Below are 18332 nucleotides of genomic sequence, written 5' to 3'. Positions count from 1 at the left end.
CGCGGATCATCAGGCTTCGCTCGCCGCAAACCTGCCAGCGCCGATGCTTCCGCCACCCGGAGAGCCGACAACTGCGATAGCCCTTTCCGAGCCTGCTCGCCGCGCAAACATGCTGCAACGGACATGGCGGATCATGCGACGTGTCGACCCGCTACAGAGTCGATGGAACCCGCTCATTCCGCTTCGCCGATTCTGGCACGCCGAGAGGTTCATGGACTGGATTGACCATCTCCCCTTGGCGATTGTCTGCCTGTGCTTCTTCATGGCGGGTGCCGAGGCAACGCTATGGCGGGTAAAATCCGCGCAAGTCGTCCGCTCCAAACCCGCCGACCTGTCCGCCGTGCTTGACTTCGATGCGCGCGCAGACACGGTGTTAGGCGCGGTCATGGACGTTGCGCAGAGGGCGGGCTACCGGGTCATGGCGAATGAAGATATTTGGGCAGTGCGGTGGACCGGGGCGTATCGCGCCAAGGCGACGACCTTCGACGCGCTGGCGGACATTCTCTTTGGCTCCGGCTTGTGTCCTGCGATCCGGGAAGACTTCATCACCGTGCGCGATTGCGACAAGAGCAGCCCACCCATGGCGGCGATGGTCGAGTATCAGGCAGAACCGGTCGGCAATGTGCGCTTGTCGGTTTCGCGCTAACCGTCGCCCTGTTCCGCCTCGAAGGCCCGCTTGCCTTTGCGCTTCCAGAGGGCAAGTGCGTTGGCCCGTTCCTCGCCGCGCAGCCGGTCCGCAACGGTGATGAACGCGCCGTAGAGCGTCGCGCGATCATCATCGGTGAGATCGACTAGGCCCGCCTTGATGACGAGGCCGCCCAGTTCGATCAGGTGCCGCGTGCGTTCGCGGCGTGCGACGGCCCAGTCCCGCATGTCGGTTCGCGCCTTTCGTGACTCAAGCCGATGCCGCGCCGCCGCCCTGCGGGAGAGTGCCGCTTTGCTGGCCAGAAGGTCCGCCCGCAGGCTAGCTGCCTTTGCCGAGAAAGAAAGCCGCGCCCGCCTTACGCCATCCCTCCTTTGTCGCGGCGTCTTTCACCGTAGCGGCATGGAGCAGCGCCCCGGCCAGCACATCGGCGTCGAGCGCATCGGCCCCGGTCGCGGTCACCAGTTCGCCAAGCTGTCGCACGCGCCGTTCCCTGAGCGCCTTGGCCTTGTCGGCCAGGGCTTTGAGTTCCGAATCAAAATCGCGGGGTTTGCGCATCGCAAAGTCTCCATTGAGTGATGATCGAGCTATGATAAGATGAACCCGCCCACCGCGCAGTAGAGTCGTCGAGACCGCCTGACACCGCCTAGTCCCGTCCGAGAAATTTTCGAGAAGGGCGCGCTAACCGTCGCCCTGTTCCGCCTCGAAGGCCCGCTTGCCTTTGCGCTTCCAGAGGGCAAGTGCGTTGGCCCGTTCCTCGCCGCGCAGCCGGTCCGCAACGGTGATGAACGCGCCGTAGAGCGTCGCGCGATCATCATCGGTGAGATCGACTAGGCCCGCCTTGATGACGAGGCCGCCCAGTTCGATCAGGTGCCGCGTGCGTTCGCGGCGTGCGACGGCCCAGTCCCGCATGTCGGTTCGCGCCTTTCGTGACTCAAGCCGATGCCGCGCCGCCGCCCTGCGGGAGAGTGCCGCTTTGCTGGCCAGAAGGTCCGCCCGCAGGCTAGCTGCCTTTGCCGAGAAAGAAAGCCGCGCCCGCCTTACGCCATCCCTCCTTTGTCGCGGCGTCTTTCACCGTAGCGGCATGGAGCAGCGCCCCGGCCAGCACATCGGCGTCGAGCGCATCGGCCCCGGTCGCGGTCACCAGTTCGCCAAGCTGTCGCACGCGCCGTTCCCTGAGCGCCTTGGCCTTGTCGGCCAGGGCTTTGAGTTCCGAATCAAAATCGCGGGGTTTGCGCATCGCAAAGTCTCCATTGAGTGATGATCGAGCTATGATAAGATGAACCCGCCCACCGCGCAGTAGAGTCGTCGAGACCGCCTGACACCGCCTAGTCCCGTCCGAGAAATTTTCGAGAAGGGCGCGCTTATACGTCGTTCCGACGTGTGCTTGAGCGTAGTAGATGGATAATCGTCATGGCGATCTTCCATTTCTCCGTTCAGGTCATCTCTCGCGCGGCGGGCCGCTCCGCCGTCTCCGCTGCCGCCTATCGCGCGGGCGAGCGCCTGCACGATGAACGCCTTGATCGGCCCCAAGATTTCCGCGCCCGCTCCGGCGTCGAGCATAGCGAGATCCTGTTGCCCGAAGGCGAGCCCGAACAATGGCGCGACCGCGAACGCCTGTGGAACGACGTTGAGGCATTTGAGAAACGCAAGGACGCCCAGCTTGCCCGCGAGGTCGAGTTCGCCATTCCGCGCGAAATGACCAAGGCGCAGGGCATTGAACTGACCCGCGATTTCGTATCCGCGCAGTTTGTCGATCGCGGCATGATTGCCGATCTCAATGTGCATTGGGACATTGGCGTGGATGGCCAACCCAAGCCGCACGCCCATGTCATGCTCACCATGCGGGAGGTCGTGCAGCGTGAGGACGGCACCACTGGCTTCGGGGCAAAGGTGCGCGAGTGGAACGATCATGAGAATGTTGAGCGCTGGCGCGAACGCTGGGAGACCCACGTCAATACCCGCCTTGCCGAACTCGACATCGATGCGCGGATCGATCACCGCAGCCTTGCCGATCAGGGCATCGACCTCGAACCGCAAAGCAAGATCGGCGGTCCTGCGCACCGGATGGACGCCCAGGGGCTGGAAGCCGACCGCGCCGAACTGCATCGCGAGATCGCGCGAGAAAATGGCGAACGCATCATCGCTGATCCCGGCATTGCCCTTAACGCCATCACCCACCAGCAGGCGACATTCACCAATCGCGATATGGCGATGTTCATCCACCGGCACAGCGACGGGCAGGAGCAATTCAACGCCGCCATGCGCGCGGTGCGCGGCTCGCCCGACCTGATCGCCCTGGGCAAGGATGGGCGCGGCGACGAGCGGTTCACCTCGCGCGAGATGATCGAGACCGAGCAGCGGATGAGCCGCGCTGCTGACAGGCTTGCGATGGACCGGAGCGATGGCCTCTCGGCGGTGGCGACCTACGCCATTCGCACCGCCGAGAGTGCGGGCCTTACCCTGGGGGCAGAGCAAGAATCCGCGTTGCGCCGTATAACGGACGGACGCGGATTGTCACTGGTGCTGGGTTATGCCGGGACCGGCAAAAGCGCCATGCTGGGTGTGGCGCGCGACGTGTGGGAAAGCGCGGGCCTTAATGTGCGTGGCGCGGCGCTTGCGGGCATCGCCGCCGAGGGTCTTGAGAATGGAAGCGGCATAGTGTCGCGCACCATTGCCAGCATGGAACATGGCTGGGCGCAGGGCCGCGATTTGCTTAGTGCTCGCGACGTGCTGGTGATCGACGAGGCGGGCATGGTCGGCACGCGCCAGATGGAGCGCGTGCTGTCGCATGCCGCCAATGTTGGTGCGAAGGTCGTGCTGGTCGGCGATCCGCAGCAATTGCAGTCGATCGAGGCGGGCGCAGCGTTCCGCGCCATCCATGAGCGCCATGGCGGTGTCGAGATCACGCAGGTTCGCCGTCAGCATGAAGGATGGCAGCAGAACGCCACCCGGCATCTGGCGACCGGCAGGACCGGCGAAGCGATTGCCGCCTATGCCGACAAGGGCATGGTGCATCAGGGCGAGACGCGCGAGGGAGCGCGGCGCGATCTTGTCGAGCGCTGGGATCGCGAACGGCAAGCAAGCCCCGATGCCAGCCGCATCATCCTGGCCCACACCAATGCGGAGGTGCGCGACCTCAACGAGGCTGCGCGCGCCGCGATGCGCAATGCGGGCGAATTAGGCGACGAGCGCCAGGTGAAGACCGAGCGCGGCGACCGCCTGTTCGCATCTGGCGACCGCATCATATTCCTGCGCAACGAGCGCAGCCTGGGGGTGAAGAACGGCGCCCTGGGCACCATCGAACATGTGAATGAGGCCCATATGTCCGTCCGAACCGATGACGGGCGTGTCGTGTCGTTCGACACCAAAAATTATCGCGACCTTGACCACGGCTATGCCGCCACCATCCACAAGGCGCAGGGCATGACCGTGGACAGGGCGCATGTGCTGGCGACGCCGGGCATGGATCGCCACGGGGCCTATGTCGCCATGTCGCGCCATCGCGACGGCATGGCGCTCCATTATGGGCGCGACGATTTTCGCGATCAGCCCCGGCTTGTCCGCACGCTCTCGCGCGAGTGCGCCAAGGACATGGCGACCGATTACAGACAAGCCGACCCCGCAAGGGAATATGCCGAGCGGCGCGGCATTAGCTTTGGCGAGCGGGTCGCGGAAATCGTCAGGCCGATCGTCGAGAAAGCGCGCGGGATATTCGACAATTTCCGACCCAATGTCCCTTCGCAGCAGGAACGCGACATATTTGCGGGCTTCCAGCCGAAGGCCGAGCCGCTCGAGCAGGAGCGGGCCGTTCAGCGCCAGCCCGAATATGATGCGCAGCCGATGCGCGCTGGCGGCGTGCGCGGCGCGGTGGAGCGCTACGCCAAAGCGCTGGACGCGATCCAGCAGGCTCGTTCGCAGGGTCTGGACGCCATGCCGCACCAGCGCGAGGCGTTCGACAGGGCGCGCGATGCTCTGGACGCCATCCGTCCCGAAGGGGCGTCCGACCTCGATAGCGCGTTCCGCAGCAGCCCGGAGCTTGTCCGTGAAGCTGCCGACGGGCGCGGCCAGGCCGCCGTGCGGGCGATGCAGTTGGAGACCGAAATCCGCATGGACCCGTTCAAGCGCGCCGACCGATTCGTGGAAGGATGGCAGCAGTTGCAGCGCCATCATGCCGAGTTGGTACGCGACGGCAATTTCCGGGGCGCGAAAAGTGCCGCTCAGCAAATGGCGGGCATGGCCAAAAGCCTTGAACGCGATGCCCAGCTTGAATCGGTGCTTGGCCTGCGTAGCCGCGAACTTGGGCTTGAGATCGGCCAACAGGCGGCCCGCAACCTCTCCCACAACCTCGCATCCTCCATTCCCTTCGATCACGGACGCGACATCAGTCGCGGCATGAGCCGCTAACCCCAAGGAGACCATGACATGGACGACGAACAGAGCCTATTGGACGAACCGGAGCCGGACCCCCGGCCCAAAAACGCCGCCGCCGAGGCGTTCGCGCACCTCTCGGAGCGTGTTGCCGCTATGGAGGAGCGGTTAGACAGGCGCATGGCGGTAATGGCCCGCGCGCTTGAGCATATCGCCATAGAGAAGCAGAGCCTCGAATTCCCCGACTACGGGCCGACGCTTGCCAAGATGAACGGCTATCTAGCGACGTTGGCGGGGCAGACGAAGACAATCATGGATGCACCCGCCATGCAGTTGACGCCGGAGAGCATGGCGGAACGGATTGATGTCGCGGCGGATGCCGCACGAGCTACGGACAAGGCTACTATCAAGAAGTCGCAGGAATTGCATTATCAAGTCCATGCGGATCAAATGCGCGCGGTCGGGACCATTCGGACCAAACAGAAACAGCGCTGGCACATGCTCTATTGCGGCGGCGGCGCGGCACTGGCCGTGTCGCTTCTGTGGCTGATCTATCCCGGCTGGGCGGCCAGCACCGGCCCGCAAAGCTGGCTCTGGCCGGAACGGGTGGCCCGTCGCACGCTAGGCGAGGCATCGCTATGGGATGCCGGTATCCGACTCATGCGCGCCGGGAACCCGGACGGGTGGCAGGTGATTGTGGATGCCGCCGACTTGGCGCGGGACAACAGAAACACCATCGCGGTGTGCGAGAAAGCTACCGCAAAGGCAAAGGCAAAGGAGCGGTGCGTTGCGCCATCAAGAAAGGAAACCCGGCGTCCTGACCATATTCAAGTTGGAAGGTAAACTGACCACGCACGGCATTTGGATAACTCATGAACGCTGATACCTCCTTACTGACAGCGAGAGGTAACGAAAACATTGGGCAATTCTCAGTGCAACTCAACACGGTTCCCGGTAGTCTATAATCTGGCACCGGGGGTCGTCGGAACTTTGGCTGCCCCTTTAATCGGCTCTCCAAGGATTTGCTTGAACCAATTCACCACTCGCTCGATGACCGGTGCTTGATACCAAGGAAGATCGCCATGCCCCGCGCCTTCGACCAGAATATAGTCGACCTTGTTTCCACCCGCCTTGAGGGCTTCGTAAAGGTGCGCGCTTTGTGCAGGGGATACGAGTGTATCGGCGGTGCCGTGCATAATGAAGAACGGCGGTTTCCTGCCTTTGACGTGACCCAGAGAGCTTGCCGCGAGCACTTTTTCAGGGTCGCTGCTAATCGCTGCGCCGGGAAATTTTCCGAACGCCGGACCGTTCACCAACAATGCTTCCGTGACGGAGGGCGACTGGTGAACCTTTTGTACGGCGTCGGGAAACCCTTCACCGATGCTGCGGAGATCGGAGATGCCGTAGAGCGTCACCGCTGCCTGTACATTCGAGGATTTGTCTAGGAAATCGCCCTTGTCGAAAGCCTTCTCGCCATTAGTCGTACCGAGCATCTGCGCAACATAGCCCCCGGCCGAATCCCCGATCACGCCGATCCGCGCAGGATCGATGCCATATTCCTCCGCATGTTCTCGCAGGTACCGGATCGCGGCCTTGCCATCCTGGACGAGCGCCGGGAATTTGTCCGGCACGACGCGATATTCCGCCGCTGCAACAACGAAGCCGGCCCGCGCCAGCGCCGTGCGCATCTCGGAATATTTCTCATAATCAGCCGAGGTGAAGCCACCGCCGGGGAAATAGACGATCGCCGGCTTAAGGTCGTTGGTGCGGGGGACGAGCACGGTCATCCTTAGCTGGCGGATCGCGCGCTGCGTCTTGACCTGCGAATATATCACGCCGCCGATCGTGTCGACCTGTCCGCTCGTCACGTCGACCCGCATCGTTTGCGCGCCTTCCGTATAGCCAGGCAAATTCGATTGCGCCGACACATTAGCGCTTGTCAGCATACCCGACAGCAGAACGCCTGCGATCCGCAACCCTATCGATTTCATCGTTCATCCTTTTCAATATACGAGGATATTCCAGCCTCGATAGCATCAGTCGGGCTTTGCCGCTCCATCATGTTGCGCCATCGGACTTCTCCCGGCTTCAGGGCAGCAACAAGGGCGAAAGAGCGTCGCCCTGTGGTTCCGTTGTCATTCCGCCAATTCGTGCATGACCTTGATGAGGTCGGACTTCCCCTCGAAACCGATGCCAGGAAGTTCGGGCATGGTGATGTGGCCGTCGATCACCTTCACTCCGTCCGGGAACCCGCCATAGGGCTGGAACAGGTCGGGATAGCTCTCATTGCCGCCCAGGCCCAGGCCCGCCGCAATGTTGAGCGACATCTGGTGCCCGCCATGCGGGATACAGCGTGTGGGCGACCAGCCGAACTGCTTGAGCACGTCGAGCGTCCGCAGATATTCGACCAGCCCGTAGGACAGCGCGCAGTCGAATTGCAACCAGTCGCGATCGGGGCGCATGCCGCCATGGCGGAGCAGGTTGCGCGCATCCTGATGCGAGAACAGATTCTCGCCGGTCGCCATCGGGCCAGGATAATATTCCGAGATTGCCGCCTGCAACGCATAATCGAGCGGATCGCCGATCTCCTCATACCAGAACAGAGGATAGTCACGCAGCATCTTGGCATAGGCGATGCCAGTTTCGAGGTCGAAGCGGCCATTGGCGTCGACGGCCAACTGCGCTTGAGAGCCGATCTCGTTCAGCACCGCCTCGATCCGGCCGCGGTCTTCTTCGATGGAGGCGCCGCCGATCTTCATCTTCACGACATTGTAGCCGCGATCCAGATAGCCGCGCATCTCGGCGCACAGCGCGCTGTTGTCCTTGCCGGGATAATAATAGCCGCCCGCCGCATAGACGAAGACGCGCGGATTGGCCTCGCGGTCATGGCGCTCAGCAAGCATACGGAACAGCGGCTTGCCCTCAATCTTGGCGACCGCGTCCCAGATCGCCATGTCGAGCGTGCCGACCGCGACCGATCGTTCGCCGTGACCGCCGGGCTTTTCGTTGGTCATCATCGCCGCCCAGATCTTGTGCGGGTCGAGATTGTCGCGCGCGTCGTCGAGCAGGCTTGCCGGTGCGGCTTCGAGTATCCGGTCGCGGAACCGCTCGCGGATCAGGCCGCCCTGGCCGTAGCGTCCGTTCGAATTGAAGCCGTAGCCGACGACGCGCTTGCCATCGCGAACCACGTCCGTGACGACCGCGACCAGACTGGCCGTCATCTTGCTGAAGTCGATATAGGCATTGCGGATGGGGGACGAGATAGGCTGCGTGATTTCGCAGACGTCAACGATACGCATAAAGTCTCCTGTGAAGTGAAGGTCGATGATGGTCAGTGATGGCTATCCGCCGTACCCCTCGGAGGCAGCGTGATGCTGCGCGGCCGCTCGCCCTTTTGCTCCGCAATGACGGCGTTGACGGTGTGAGCGTCGAGCGCGCCTTCCCATTTGGCGATGGCGATCGTGGCGACGCCGTTGCCGATCAGGTTGGTGACGGCGCGCGCCTCGTTCATGAAGCGATCGACGCCGAGCAGCAGCACCAGGCCAGCGGCAGGAATGTCCGGGAAGGTCGACAGCGTCGCCGCCAGCGTGACGAAGCCACCACCCGCGACCCCGGCGGAACCCTTCGAGGTCAATAGCAGGACGCCCAGGATCACGATCTGGTGCCACAATGTCAGCGGTGTGTCGGTCGCCTGTGCGATGAAGATCGCCGCCATCGTCAGGTAGATACAGGTTCCGTCGGCATTGAAGGTATAGCCGGTCGGCAGGACGAGGCCGACGACGGGCTTGGCGACGCCCAGTCGCTCCAGCTTGGCCATCATCCGCGGCAGCACGGCTTCGGTCGAGCAGGTGGCGAAGGTGACGAGCAGTTCGTCCTTGAAATAGCGGAAAAACTGGAGAAGCGGAAAGCCTGCCCAGCGCGCGATGCTGCCGATCACGACGACGACGAAGATCGCGGAAGTCAGATAGACCGCCAGCATAAGATGGCCAAGACCCCAGAGTGAGCCAAGACCGTGCTTGCCGATCGTATAGGCGACACCCGCGCCAGCGCCGATGGGTGCCAGCTTCATCACCATGCCGACGATGCGAAACAGCATCTGCGTCATCGCTTCGACAACCGCCGTCAGCGGCTCGCCGCGCTTGCCGATCGACACCAGCGCATAGCCCATCAGGACGGCGATCAGGATGATCTGCAACATCGCGCCCTTGGCGAATGCATCGACGATCGTCGTCGGGATGATGTTCAGGAAGAAGTCGACCACGCCATGCTGTTCCTGCGAAGCGGGCTGGTATTTGGCCAAGCCGCTGGCATCCAGCGTTCCCACGTCGATGTTCATGCCGACGCCCGGCTTCATCAGGTTCACGACGACCAGGCCGATCACCAGCGCGAAGGTGGAGACGATCTCGAAATAGATCAGCGCGCGCACGCCTATACGTCCGACCTCCTTGACGTTGCCCATCCTGGCGATACCGAGCACCACGGTGCCGAAGATAATCGGCGCGAGCAGCATCTTGATGAGTTTGATGAAGGCATCTGCGAGCGGCTGCAACGCTACCGCGACTTGCGGGAAGAGGACGCCGACCATTGCGCCGATGGCTATGCCGATCAGTACCTGAATATATAACTGACCCAGCAGGCGCGACACCATAGTCTTTCTCCGGCTCTCTCTCGCTAAATTAAAGAATGTTATCGTTGACGGGTCATAGCCTGTGGCCAAAGTGGCGCCGGATCAAATGCCAATGGCAAACGGGTTCATGCGCAATCGGCATAATCGCGCCGACCATAGTCGCGCATCAGGTCATCGTTGGGTTGGAATGCCGCCGTTCACATCTCATGTCACCCGGTACAGCCTGACGTAAACGAAGGGCTGCTTGGGACGAAGGCTCGTCAAAGTGCCGATGATGATGCCTCGATTGAGCCAGGCGTGTTGGCCGTCTGGCGCGGCGACGGTCACGACCGATCGGGCGTAGCGACCCGTACCGTTGCGCGCGACACTGTCATCAACCATGACCCTGTTATGGACGGTCATGATCGTGCCGTCGTCGGCTTTCAGTTCATAAAGGGCATCGAGTTGCCGGATGCCATCCGCACGCACGCGCTGGCGATCCGCACCGCCAGGCATCACGACGCCGGACACTCCGCGCCCCTCGAAGCGACCACCCAATATCGGCACCATTCGGCGTGCCCCGTCCGGGCCGCTGCCCAGGTCGATCGCATCCGCGACCTCCACCAGCAACTGCATGATCAATTCCAGGCCCGGCGCCGTTTCGGGGAAATGCGACCGCGCATCGGCGATGGTAGGCTTGGTATCCCGTCCTGCCGCTGTGCCGGGCGCTGCCACCGCCGCAGCAGCGCCCCCCATCATCGCGGTACGTCGCGTCACATTTGGGAAATCCTTCATTCTGCAACCTTTCCCGGCTGCAGGCGGGCGAAGGCAAAAGACTGGCATAGCGCCTTCCCCAGCTCCTCCCACCTGCCTTGCATCAAAAGCGCGCTTTTGCCGAAGCGTAGAAGCTGCGCCCAAGTACGTCATAAACGCCGGCATTGGTCACCCCCAGCGTGCCGCCGACGATAGGCGGTCGCTTGTCGGTCAGGTTGTTGATCCCGAGCCGCAACTCGTACTTTTCGGTTGGTGCAATTTTCAGCGACAGGTCGAAATAATTATAGCTGGGCGTATTTGGAATGGTTGTCGCAGGGTTGGTGATCGTGCTCGCGTCGGCCATCGCATCGATATAGCGCCACCGCCCTGACACCGACAAAGGACCGGCGTCAATCGTCAGGCTGTTGACCAGCTTCCAGCGCGGAAAGCTTGTCGCGGTGCTGATCGTTCCGGCATTTTCCTGAAACGGGCCACCCGGCAAAGTCTGTATTTCAAACTTATCGAGATAATTGGCATAGCTTCCCAAGGTTATGGCGCCACTCCGCCCGCCAACGCTTAGAAAATCGAGCGGCACCCGCCAGTCCAACTGCACGTCGATCCCGGCTGTCCTGTAGCCGCCGAGATTGAGGTAAGGCTGCGACACCGACGTAAACAACCCGGTTCCATCGCGCCGAAACAACCCGCAGAAATAGTTCGACGGCGAATAGCTGCTGTTCGATCCATCACCGTTAAAGCATTTCTGCAACGACGTCGTGGCACCTAGCACGGCAATGGCGTTGGCGATCTTGATGTCATAATAATCTACGGACAGCGAAATATTCCGCAGCGCATCGGCACTGAAAGGCGATGTGAGGACAGCCCCGAACGTAAAGGTATCCGCCTTTTCCGGCTTTAGCGCCCCATTGCCTATGGTGGTCGTGACGGCTGCCGTGGTCGGTTGCTGGAAACTGTCGGCCAAAGCGGCGTTCAGCCCGGTCGCGATGCAAAGCGATCTGACCTGGGCAGCGTTGGCGTTGGACGGCGCCCGGAAATTGGACCGGACGTCGCATGGATCACCGCCACCAGGCGGTGTTCCGATCTGCGAGACCGTCTGGTTTCCGGCGAGGAAATATTCACCGATATTGGGCGCACGCAAGGCGCGCTGATAACCGCCACGAAACATCAGCGGTTCAGCGACACGCCAGTCGAAGTCCGCTTTGTAAGTGTGGGCGCCGCCCGACAGGCGATAATCGGAATAGCGATAGCCAAGCGTGACGTTGAGCGCGCGAATGAATGGCAAATCCGCCAGAATTGGCACCAATAACTCTATCGCGCCTTCAGCAACTCGGGTCGAACCCTTGGTGCGCTGGGTTGCCGAAATGCTGGTGATGTCACCCGCCGCGACATCGGCATCGGGTACGAAGAGATAGCCGTTGTGCCGATAGTTGGCGGACGCCGCAAAGCGCACCTCTCCCGCCGGTAAATGGAATAATCCGCCCTGCAAGACGCCTTCCACGACATCCTGGTCGATCGACGTCCGATTGATCGGCGTGCGCGATACATAAGCAAGGCAGGCGGACGACAATCCATCCAGACCAAAGGGGTTGTACCCTCCTGCACAAAGGCTGCGGCCCCCATCTGCCGCATTGATGAGCCGTCGCAATGCACCGACGCTGACGGCGCCGGCGGTGGTTGTATCGCTGGTATTCGCTTCGCCATGCGACCCGTATATGTCCCACGTCCAACCCAGCGACGCGACCTCGCCGCGCAATCCGACGAGAGCCTGCCACGTTTCGGTTTCGGTGGTGAAAGAGCGCGGCCCGGCCTGCGAAACACGCCCGAAATAGGTGATGGGCGCGTTGGGCCGCGGACGTGACGCCAGAACCCGGGCGAGGTCAGCTGGAATGAACGGGTTGGTGACAGGAATGCTCAAATCCCACGGTGTCGCCAGAACAGGTTCAGATCCTTGGTTCCGGGCCTTGCTGTGTGCGTACGAGCCTTGGGCATAAAGGGTGATTCCGTCGCTTATCTCATACTCACCGCGACCGAACAAAGTGTACCGCTCCAACGGTGTCTGGATGAAGCTGTAATAGCTACCGTCATAGCCAAATGATGTTGGAGTCGAAATGAACGGACCAGTCGTCGGGCCGCGATAGTTGAACGATCCCGCCGGCGCATTGCGACGGAACAGCGTGCCATCATTGTTGAAACCGAAGAAGGACGTGCGCGGCACCGCAGCCGAAACGCCGTAGCCCGAAAAGACCGACGTGACGACGGCCTGAGACGGCAGATTGCCGCCGTCGGGAACGAGCAGCCCCTGAGGGATGAAACCGCTAAGCCCCTGTCTGCGGGAAAAGCTGCGCGCAAGCGTACCGACACCGTCACGATCTACATATTCGCCTGACACCAGCAGCGACCCGCGTCCATCGGCAAATTTGGTGCCATAAGCGAAACCCAGTTGGCGACTGGCCCCATCGCCACGGCCCGTCACATTGCCTTGGGCGAAAAGTTCCAGGCCGCGCAGGTCGGTGCGAATCTTGAAATTGACGACCCCAGACATCGCATCCGAACCATAAGTGGCCGATGCGCCACCGCTGATGACCTCGACATTACCGATCGCCAGTGTCGGAATGGTGTTGATGTCGATCACACCCTCCGGGTTGGAGGGCTGTAGCCGACGCCCATCCATCAGGATCAGGTTGCGCTGTGCACCCAGGCCACGCAGGTTCAATGTCGCCTGGCCGACCGTTCCGCCCGAGCCGCTGTTGGAGAAGTCGCCCGATCCCGGCTGAAATTGCGGCAACTGGCGTAGATAGCTATCGACCGTGGATGTTCCGGCGACAGCGATGTCCTCGGCGTCGGTAGTCACGATCGGGCTTTGCGCGGTGTAATCCTTGCGCGCGATCCGTGATCCGGTGACGATGATGTCTGCGACCTCGGGGGGTGTATCCGGCGCAACCTGCTTCGGGCTGGCTGCTGGATCTGCGACCTGCGCCGTCGCCGTACAACTGGCCATGGCGCAGCCGATGGCCAGAGCCGGCAACGAAACGGATCGAAAAATTGACGCCTTCATGATCGTCCTCCCCAATGTAGGCGGCTTTGATTTTTTGTAGCCGCAGTTTCTTTATGCTTTTTCCGAAATAATGATTTTATCTCGGTCCTATATGCCGGACTGCATCCTGACCGCATGCGGGCCCAATTTAGCAATCAACGCGCCTGATGATGCCGTTGAATCAAAGCCGCGATCAAATGCCAATATCATTGCCGTCTGTGCCGTTTCGGCATAACGATCCATGCTTGCGCCGCCGGTCATTCGGCGGCGAGCGATGGCGGGTGATATGCAACTTGATTGGCTGGAAGATTTCCTGGCGCTTGCAGAGGAGCGGAATTTCTCGCGCGCTGCGGAACAACGGAACGTTACTCAACCAGCGTTCGGTCGTCGTATCCGCTCTCTGGAACAATGGGTGGGAACGGCGCTGTTTATGCGAACGAAAGCAGGAACCATTCTAAGCCCTGCGGGCGAGCAGTTTCACAATTACATACTAGTTTCCGTTCGCGATATATATCGGGCGCGAGTCGCAGCCCTTGAGGTGGCGGAGCAAGCCAATTCAGTGCTCACGATCGCTGCCACGCACGCGCTATCGTTCAGCTTCTTCCCGCATTGGATTGTCGACCACGCGCCGCACGAGCCGATCAATCTTAAGTCGGACAGCCTTCAGGCGTGCGAGAGGATGATGCGGCGCGGCGAGGCGGCATTCCTCCTGTCGCATCATCATCCGCTCATGAGGACTTCCCTCGACACCAAGGATTTTAAATGGGTGACCATCGGAGAGGATCTGCTCGTACCTGTATGCCAGCCTGACGAAACCGGCGCGCCCAGATGGGGGCTGAACGATGCCGAGGTGCCCTATCTCGCCTATAGCCCGGAATCGGGTCTGGGCCGAATTCTGCTTGCGGACTGGACGTCTCGGCAACTTACTCCGCCGTTGGAGGTCGTACTCCGGTCGAGGCTTGCCGCCGCCCTGCTGTCGATGGCGATCGACGGCCGCGGCGTCGCTTGGGTGCCGCAATCCCTGGCACGCCCGGCACTCGCGACCGGGCAGATCACTCTTGCCGCAAATGAGATATACTATACCAAAATTGCTATCGCACTTGTCCGGCCAGCCATATCGCTGTCGAAAGTATCGGAGGCCCTGTGGTCCGCCGCCTGCGAACATTCTGGTGGTTCGGAAAAGTCTGCTTCCGTCGATCGGTGACGCTTTTCATGGCTTCGGCAGCTACGCTCTGCCAGACCGCTTGCCGTGTCTGTGGCCAGGAGCGCCTGCACGACACTGGCATCGGTCAACTCACACTTCGCTTACGGCGCAAGGACGTTCCCTTTGCAGTCGGCAATGATGGAGCAGGTCGATATCGCATTGCTGCCTGAAGAAATGGCTTAGCCGGTAAGCGCAGTTCGCTCCTCGTAGCGCAGCATGAACAGCGCGCCTGCCGCCACCACCGATCCCAGCGCCATCGCCAGCGCGACGCCGGCAAAGCCGATCCCGCCCTGAAACATGAAGCCCGCCATGATCGGACTGAGTGCCGCGCCGCCGCGCCCTACGCCGATCGCGAAGCCAGTGCCGCTTGCACGGAGCGCCGTAGGAAAGGACTGGGCGATCATCGCGTACAGCCCGACTATGCCGCCATTGGTGCAGAAGCCGGCGATAGCGACGGTCAGCGAGAGCGTGGCAATGTTCGCGGGCGCATGGCCGAATCCCGCCACCATCGCCGTCGACAGCAGCATCGCCCCGATCGTCAGCCAGCGGACGGGGAAACGCTGCGTCAGCACGCTCAGCGCCAGCGATCCGATCGCCCCGCCGATGTTTGCCCAGACCAGCACGCCGCCCGCCGACGAGGGCGAGAAACCCATGTCGACGACGACCTTCGGGGTCCATTTCAAGATAAAGTAGAAGGTCAGGATGTGCGCGAAATAGGCGAGGGTCAGCAGGACTGTAATCGCGGCAAGGCCAGGCCGGAACAGCTGGCCAATGCCGCCGCGCGTGCCGCCGGGCGCCGGTGGGGGCAACGCGTCGATCACCGCGTGGCCCAGCCGGCGCAGGACCGCGTTGACCCTGTCGAGCGTATCAGGTCCGCGCTTGTGGACGAGGAACGCCACCGTCTCGGGCAGCAGGAACCAGATCAACGGGATGCACAGCGCCGTAGCGGCCGCGCCGAGTGCGAATACCGATCGCCAATCGTGCCCGGCGGCGAACATCAACGACGCGACCGAGCCGCCGACGATCGCGCCGACCGGATAGCCGCTCGCCATGATCGCGATCGCCATGTTGCGGCGACGGGCATTGGCGACTTCGGCGGTCACGGCATTGGTTGCGGCGAGCATGCCACCGATGCCGATGCCGGTGAACAGGCGGAATACCGACAGGGTTTCGATATCGCTCGCGTGCATCGCCATCGCCATTCCCGACCCCATGATCGCGAGGCAGCCGAGGATCGTCGGGCGGCGGCCGATCCGGTCGCATAACGCACCGAGACCGATCGATCCGGCCATCATGCCGATCAGTTCCATCGACAGCACGATGCCGAGCGCGGCGCGGTCGACGCCCCATTCCTTCGCGATGCCGGGCGATGCGAAGCTGATCGACAGCACGTCGAATCCGTCAAGCGCGTTGAGCAGTACGCACAACGTGATCGCAACGATCTGCGGCCGTCGCATCGGCGCGGCGGCCAATATCCGACGTGGGTCCTCAGCCATCCTCTTGTCCCTCGCTATCGTTTCTCTACCAGTCGAGCGCCGGTTTTTAGGTATTCGGATTGTCGGGATACGCCGCCGCGCCGGTGATGCTACCGCCGGTGTCGATCAGCATCAGCGCGTCGAGCGCCATCGCCCCCTTGCCGACTGGATAGACCAGCACCGGGTTCAGATCGATCTCGCGGATCGTGGGTTCGGCGGCAAGCAGACGACCCACCGCGATCACGATATCGGCGACCGCATCGACGTCCAGCGCCGGTGATCCGCGGAAACCGTCGAACAGCGCCGCGCTCTTCAACTGGCGCAATTCCGCAAGGATTGCGTCGCGGGTCAGGTCGTGCGGTATCAGGCGGACGTCGTGGAGCAGTTCTGCCATCACGCCGCCAAAGCCCAGCAGGATCACCGCCCCCCATTCAGGATCGTTGCGCGCGCCGACGAGCAGTTCGGTGCCGCGCGCGCCCATCTTTTCCACCAGCACGCCGTCGAGGATCAGGCCGGGGCGGTGGTGTGCGATGTTTGCCGCAAGTTGGTCCCATCCGGCGGCCAAGGCTACCCGATCGGACAGGCCGACGATCACGCCGCCCACGTCGCTCTTGTGCGACAGATCGGCCGACTGCGCCTTCAGCACGACCGGCCAGCCCATCGCTTCGGCGGCGGCCAGCGCCTCCTCTGCCGTGGTGGCGAGCGTCGCCGGAGGGAAAGGCACGCCGATCGGGCCGAGCAGGGCCTTGGCCCGATATTCGGGAATAACGCCGCCTTCGCGCGCAAGGCCGGGGAGAAGCGTTGGCGCACCATCGGCTACCGCAAAATCGCGGTCGGCATGGTCGGACAGTCGCTTGACCGCGCGGTAGACCCGTTCGGTGGTGGGGAAATAGGGCACGCCGAGCGCGCGCAGTTCGTCGATATAGGCTTCGGGGACCTCTGCGCCCTCATCCAGGCCGACGACGATTACCGGCTTGGCCGGTTTCATGTCACGGATCGCGGCGGCGACGGTCGGGAACTTGATCCGGCTGGTGCCGGGATCGGTCTGGATCAGCGGTACGATGATCGTGCCGAACCGATCATCGTCGATCAGCGCCGCGATCGTGCGGCGATAGAGGTCGGGATCGACCAGACCCTGCGCGGTGATGTCGAGCGGGTTGGACACCGGCACGAAATCGGGCATCGCGGCGCGCAGCACGGAGCTGTCGGCATCGTAAATCACGGGGAGCCGCAGGCCGATCGCTTCACAGAAATCGAGGGTCAGAGCCTTGTAGGCACCCGACTCGACGACGACGGCGGCACCGCCTTGCGGCAGCATCGGACAGCGCAGAGCGATCTCGGCGATGTCAGCCAGTTCCTCCAGCGTCTCGGCGAAAATCACGCCGGCGCGCTGGACCAGGGTACGCATTACCGCATAGTCGCCCGCCATCGCGCCCGTATGGGTCGCGGCGGATTCGCGTGCCGCGCTGCTCTGGCCGGGATGGAGCAGGACGATGTGCTTGCCCGCCGCTCGCGCGCGGCGCGCGGCGTCGAGGAGGCGGGCGGGCTTGCGGAATTGCTCCACGATCATCGCGATCACGCGGGTGTCGTCGTGGTCGATCAGATAATCGAGATAGTCCTCGACCCCGCTCGCGGCCTCGTTCCCCGTCGATACCGAAAAGGAAAGCGGCAGCGCGCGGCTGATCAGCGAGACGCCCAGCACCGCCGCCATCGCGCCTGATTGCGAGACGATGCCGATGCGTGCGCCAGTGTCTATCTTCACCGGCGGCAATTCGACGAAGGTCAGCGGGATGCCGTCGACAAAATTGACGAGGCCCAGACAGTTCGGCCCCTCGATCACCATACCCGCCGCATCGGCGATGCGCGCCAGTTCCTGCTGCTCGGCCATACCCTCCGCGCCGCCTTCGGCAAATCCCGCGGAAAAGATGATCGCCGCGCCGACGCCGCGCGCCGCGAGCGCCCGGACGGCATCGAGCACTGCGACCCGCGGAATCGCCAGCACTGCGGCATCGACGCCGTCGGGCAGGTCGGCGATGCTCTTGATGCATGCGCGGCCCCCGATCACGTCCCGCTTCGGATTGATCAGGTGGATGTCACCCGAAAAGCCCTGCCGTTGGAGGTTGGTGAGCACCGATGCACCCAGCGCGCCGGGTTTGTCGGACGCGCCGACTATCGCGATCGAACGCGGGCGGAGCAGTCGGTCGAGCGACGCGATCGTCATGGCGCGG

General features: G+C 62.6%; 13 protein-coding genes and 2 pseudogenes. 4 read left to right on the top strand and 11 right to left on the bottom strand.

Going from position 1 to position 18332, the window contains the following annotated elements; all coding sequences use genetic code 11:
* Positions 1-211: 211 nt before the first annotated feature.
* Entirely contained in the window at positions 212-646 is a 435-nt protein-coding gene (locus tag U5A82_RS07965; protein WP_326289978.1) for a hypothetical protein, read from the top strand.
* On the opposite strand, the gene U5A82_RS07960 is transcribed toward U5A82_RS07965, so the two are convergent.
* From U5A82_RS07960 to U5A82_RS07945, 4 genes and pseudogenes are all read right to left on the bottom strand, one after another.
* Entirely contained in the window at positions 643-873 is a 231-nt protein-coding gene (locus U5A82_RS07960) for a conjugal transfer protein TraD (protein ID WP_326289976.1), read from the bottom strand. The two genes, U5A82_RS07965 and U5A82_RS07960, sit on opposite strands and share 4 nt — an antisense overlap.
* A 22-nt stretch (positions 874-895) precedes the next feature.
* Positions 896-1201 (bottom strand): annotated as a pseudogene (locus U5A82_RS07955) (conjugal transfer protein TraD).
* 123 nt (positions 1202-1324) lie between these two features.
* Entirely contained in the window at positions 1325-1555 is a 231-nt protein-coding gene (locus U5A82_RS07950; protein ID WP_326289976.1) for a conjugal transfer protein TraD, read from the bottom strand.
* Positions 1556-1577: 22 nt separating this feature from the next.
* Positions 1578-1883 (bottom strand): annotated as a pseudogene (locus U5A82_RS07945) (conjugal transfer protein TraD).
* 173 nt (positions 1884-2056) lie between these two features.
* Here U5A82_RS07945 and traA point away from each other — a divergent pair.
* Together traA and U5A82_RS07935 are read left to right on the top strand one after the other, a co-directional pair.
* Positions 2057-5050 (top strand): Ti-type conjugative transfer relaxase TraA, encoded by a 2994-nt coding sequence (gene traA / locus U5A82_RS07940; RefSeq protein ID WP_326289974.1) that lies wholly within the window; start codon positions 2057-2059, stop codon positions 5048-5050.
* An 18-nt stretch (positions 5051-5068) separates the two neighbouring features.
* Positions 5069-5857 carry a DUF6118 family protein gene (locus tag U5A82_RS07935; RefSeq protein WP_326289972.1) on the top strand — a complete coding sequence of 263 codons (789 nt, stop codon included), beginning with the start codon at positions 5069-5071 and terminating at the stop codon, positions 5855-5857.
* Positions 5858-5973: 116 nt separating this feature from the next.
* Here the strand turns inward: U5A82_RS07935 and U5A82_RS07930 are convergent, their stop codons facing one another.
* From U5A82_RS07930 to U5A82_RS07910, 5 genes are all read right to left on the bottom strand, one after another.
* Positions 5974-6894: an alpha/beta hydrolase gene (locus U5A82_RS07930; RefSeq protein WP_326289971.1), complete on the bottom strand. Its 921-nt coding sequence runs from the start codon at positions 6892-6894 to the stop codon at positions 5974-5976.
* A 255-nt stretch (positions 6895-7149) separates the two neighbouring features.
* On the bottom strand, positions 7150-8313 hold the full coding sequence (locus tag U5A82_RS07925; protein ID WP_326289969.1) for a mandelate racemase/muconate lactonizing enzyme family protein: 1164 nt from the start codon (positions 8311-8313) through the stop codon (positions 7150-7152).
* A gap of 32 nt (positions 8314-8345) precedes the next feature.
* On the bottom strand, positions 8346-9662 hold the full coding sequence (gene dctA, locus U5A82_RS07920) for a C4-dicarboxylate transporter DctA (protein ID WP_326289967.1): 1317 nt from the start codon (positions 9660-9662) through the stop codon (positions 8346-8348).
* A 183-nt stretch (positions 9663-9845) separates the two neighbouring features.
* The gene (locus tag U5A82_RS07915; RefSeq protein ID WP_326289965.1) at positions 9846-10397 is read right to left on the bottom strand and encodes a DUF3237 domain-containing protein; all 552 of its coding nucleotides are present in this window, start codon (positions 10395-10397) and stop codon (positions 9846-9848) included.
* Between the two features lie 100 nt (positions 10398-10497).
* Positions 10498-13389, bottom strand: coding sequence for a TonB-dependent receptor domain-containing protein (locus U5A82_RS07910; protein ID WP_326289963.1), 2892 nt, complete (start codon positions 13387-13389; stop codon positions 10498-10500).
* A gap of 322 nt (positions 13390-13711) precedes the next feature.
* Here U5A82_RS07910 and U5A82_RS07905 point away from each other — a divergent pair, with 322 nt between their 5' ends.
* Complete coding sequence (locus tag U5A82_RS07905; protein WP_326289962.1) at positions 13712-14629, top strand: LysR family transcriptional regulator; 918 nt, start codon at positions 13712-13714, stop codon at positions 14627-14629.
* Between the two features lie 179 nt (positions 14630-14808).
* Here the strand turns inward: U5A82_RS07905 and U5A82_RS07900 are convergent, their stop codons facing one another.
* Complete coding sequence (locus tag U5A82_RS07900; protein WP_326289960.1) at positions 14809-16125, bottom strand: MFS transporter; 1317 nt, start codon at positions 16123-16125, stop codon at positions 14809-14811.
* A gap of 46 nt (positions 16126-16171) precedes the next feature.
* Entirely contained in the window at positions 16172-18325 is a 2154-nt protein-coding gene (locus tag U5A82_RS07895) for an acetate--CoA ligase family protein (protein WP_326289958.1), read from the bottom strand.
* Between the last annotated feature and the right edge of the window lie 7 nt (positions 18326-18332).

Origin of the sequence: Sphingobium sp. CR2-8 (assembly GCF_035818615.1) — a bacterium.
GTDB lineage: Bacteria > Pseudomonadota > Alphaproteobacteria > Sphingomonadales > Sphingomonadaceae > Sphingobium.
The sequence above is the reverse complement of the archived record's forward strand: the minus strand, read 5'-3'. Positions and strand labels throughout refer to the sequence as shown.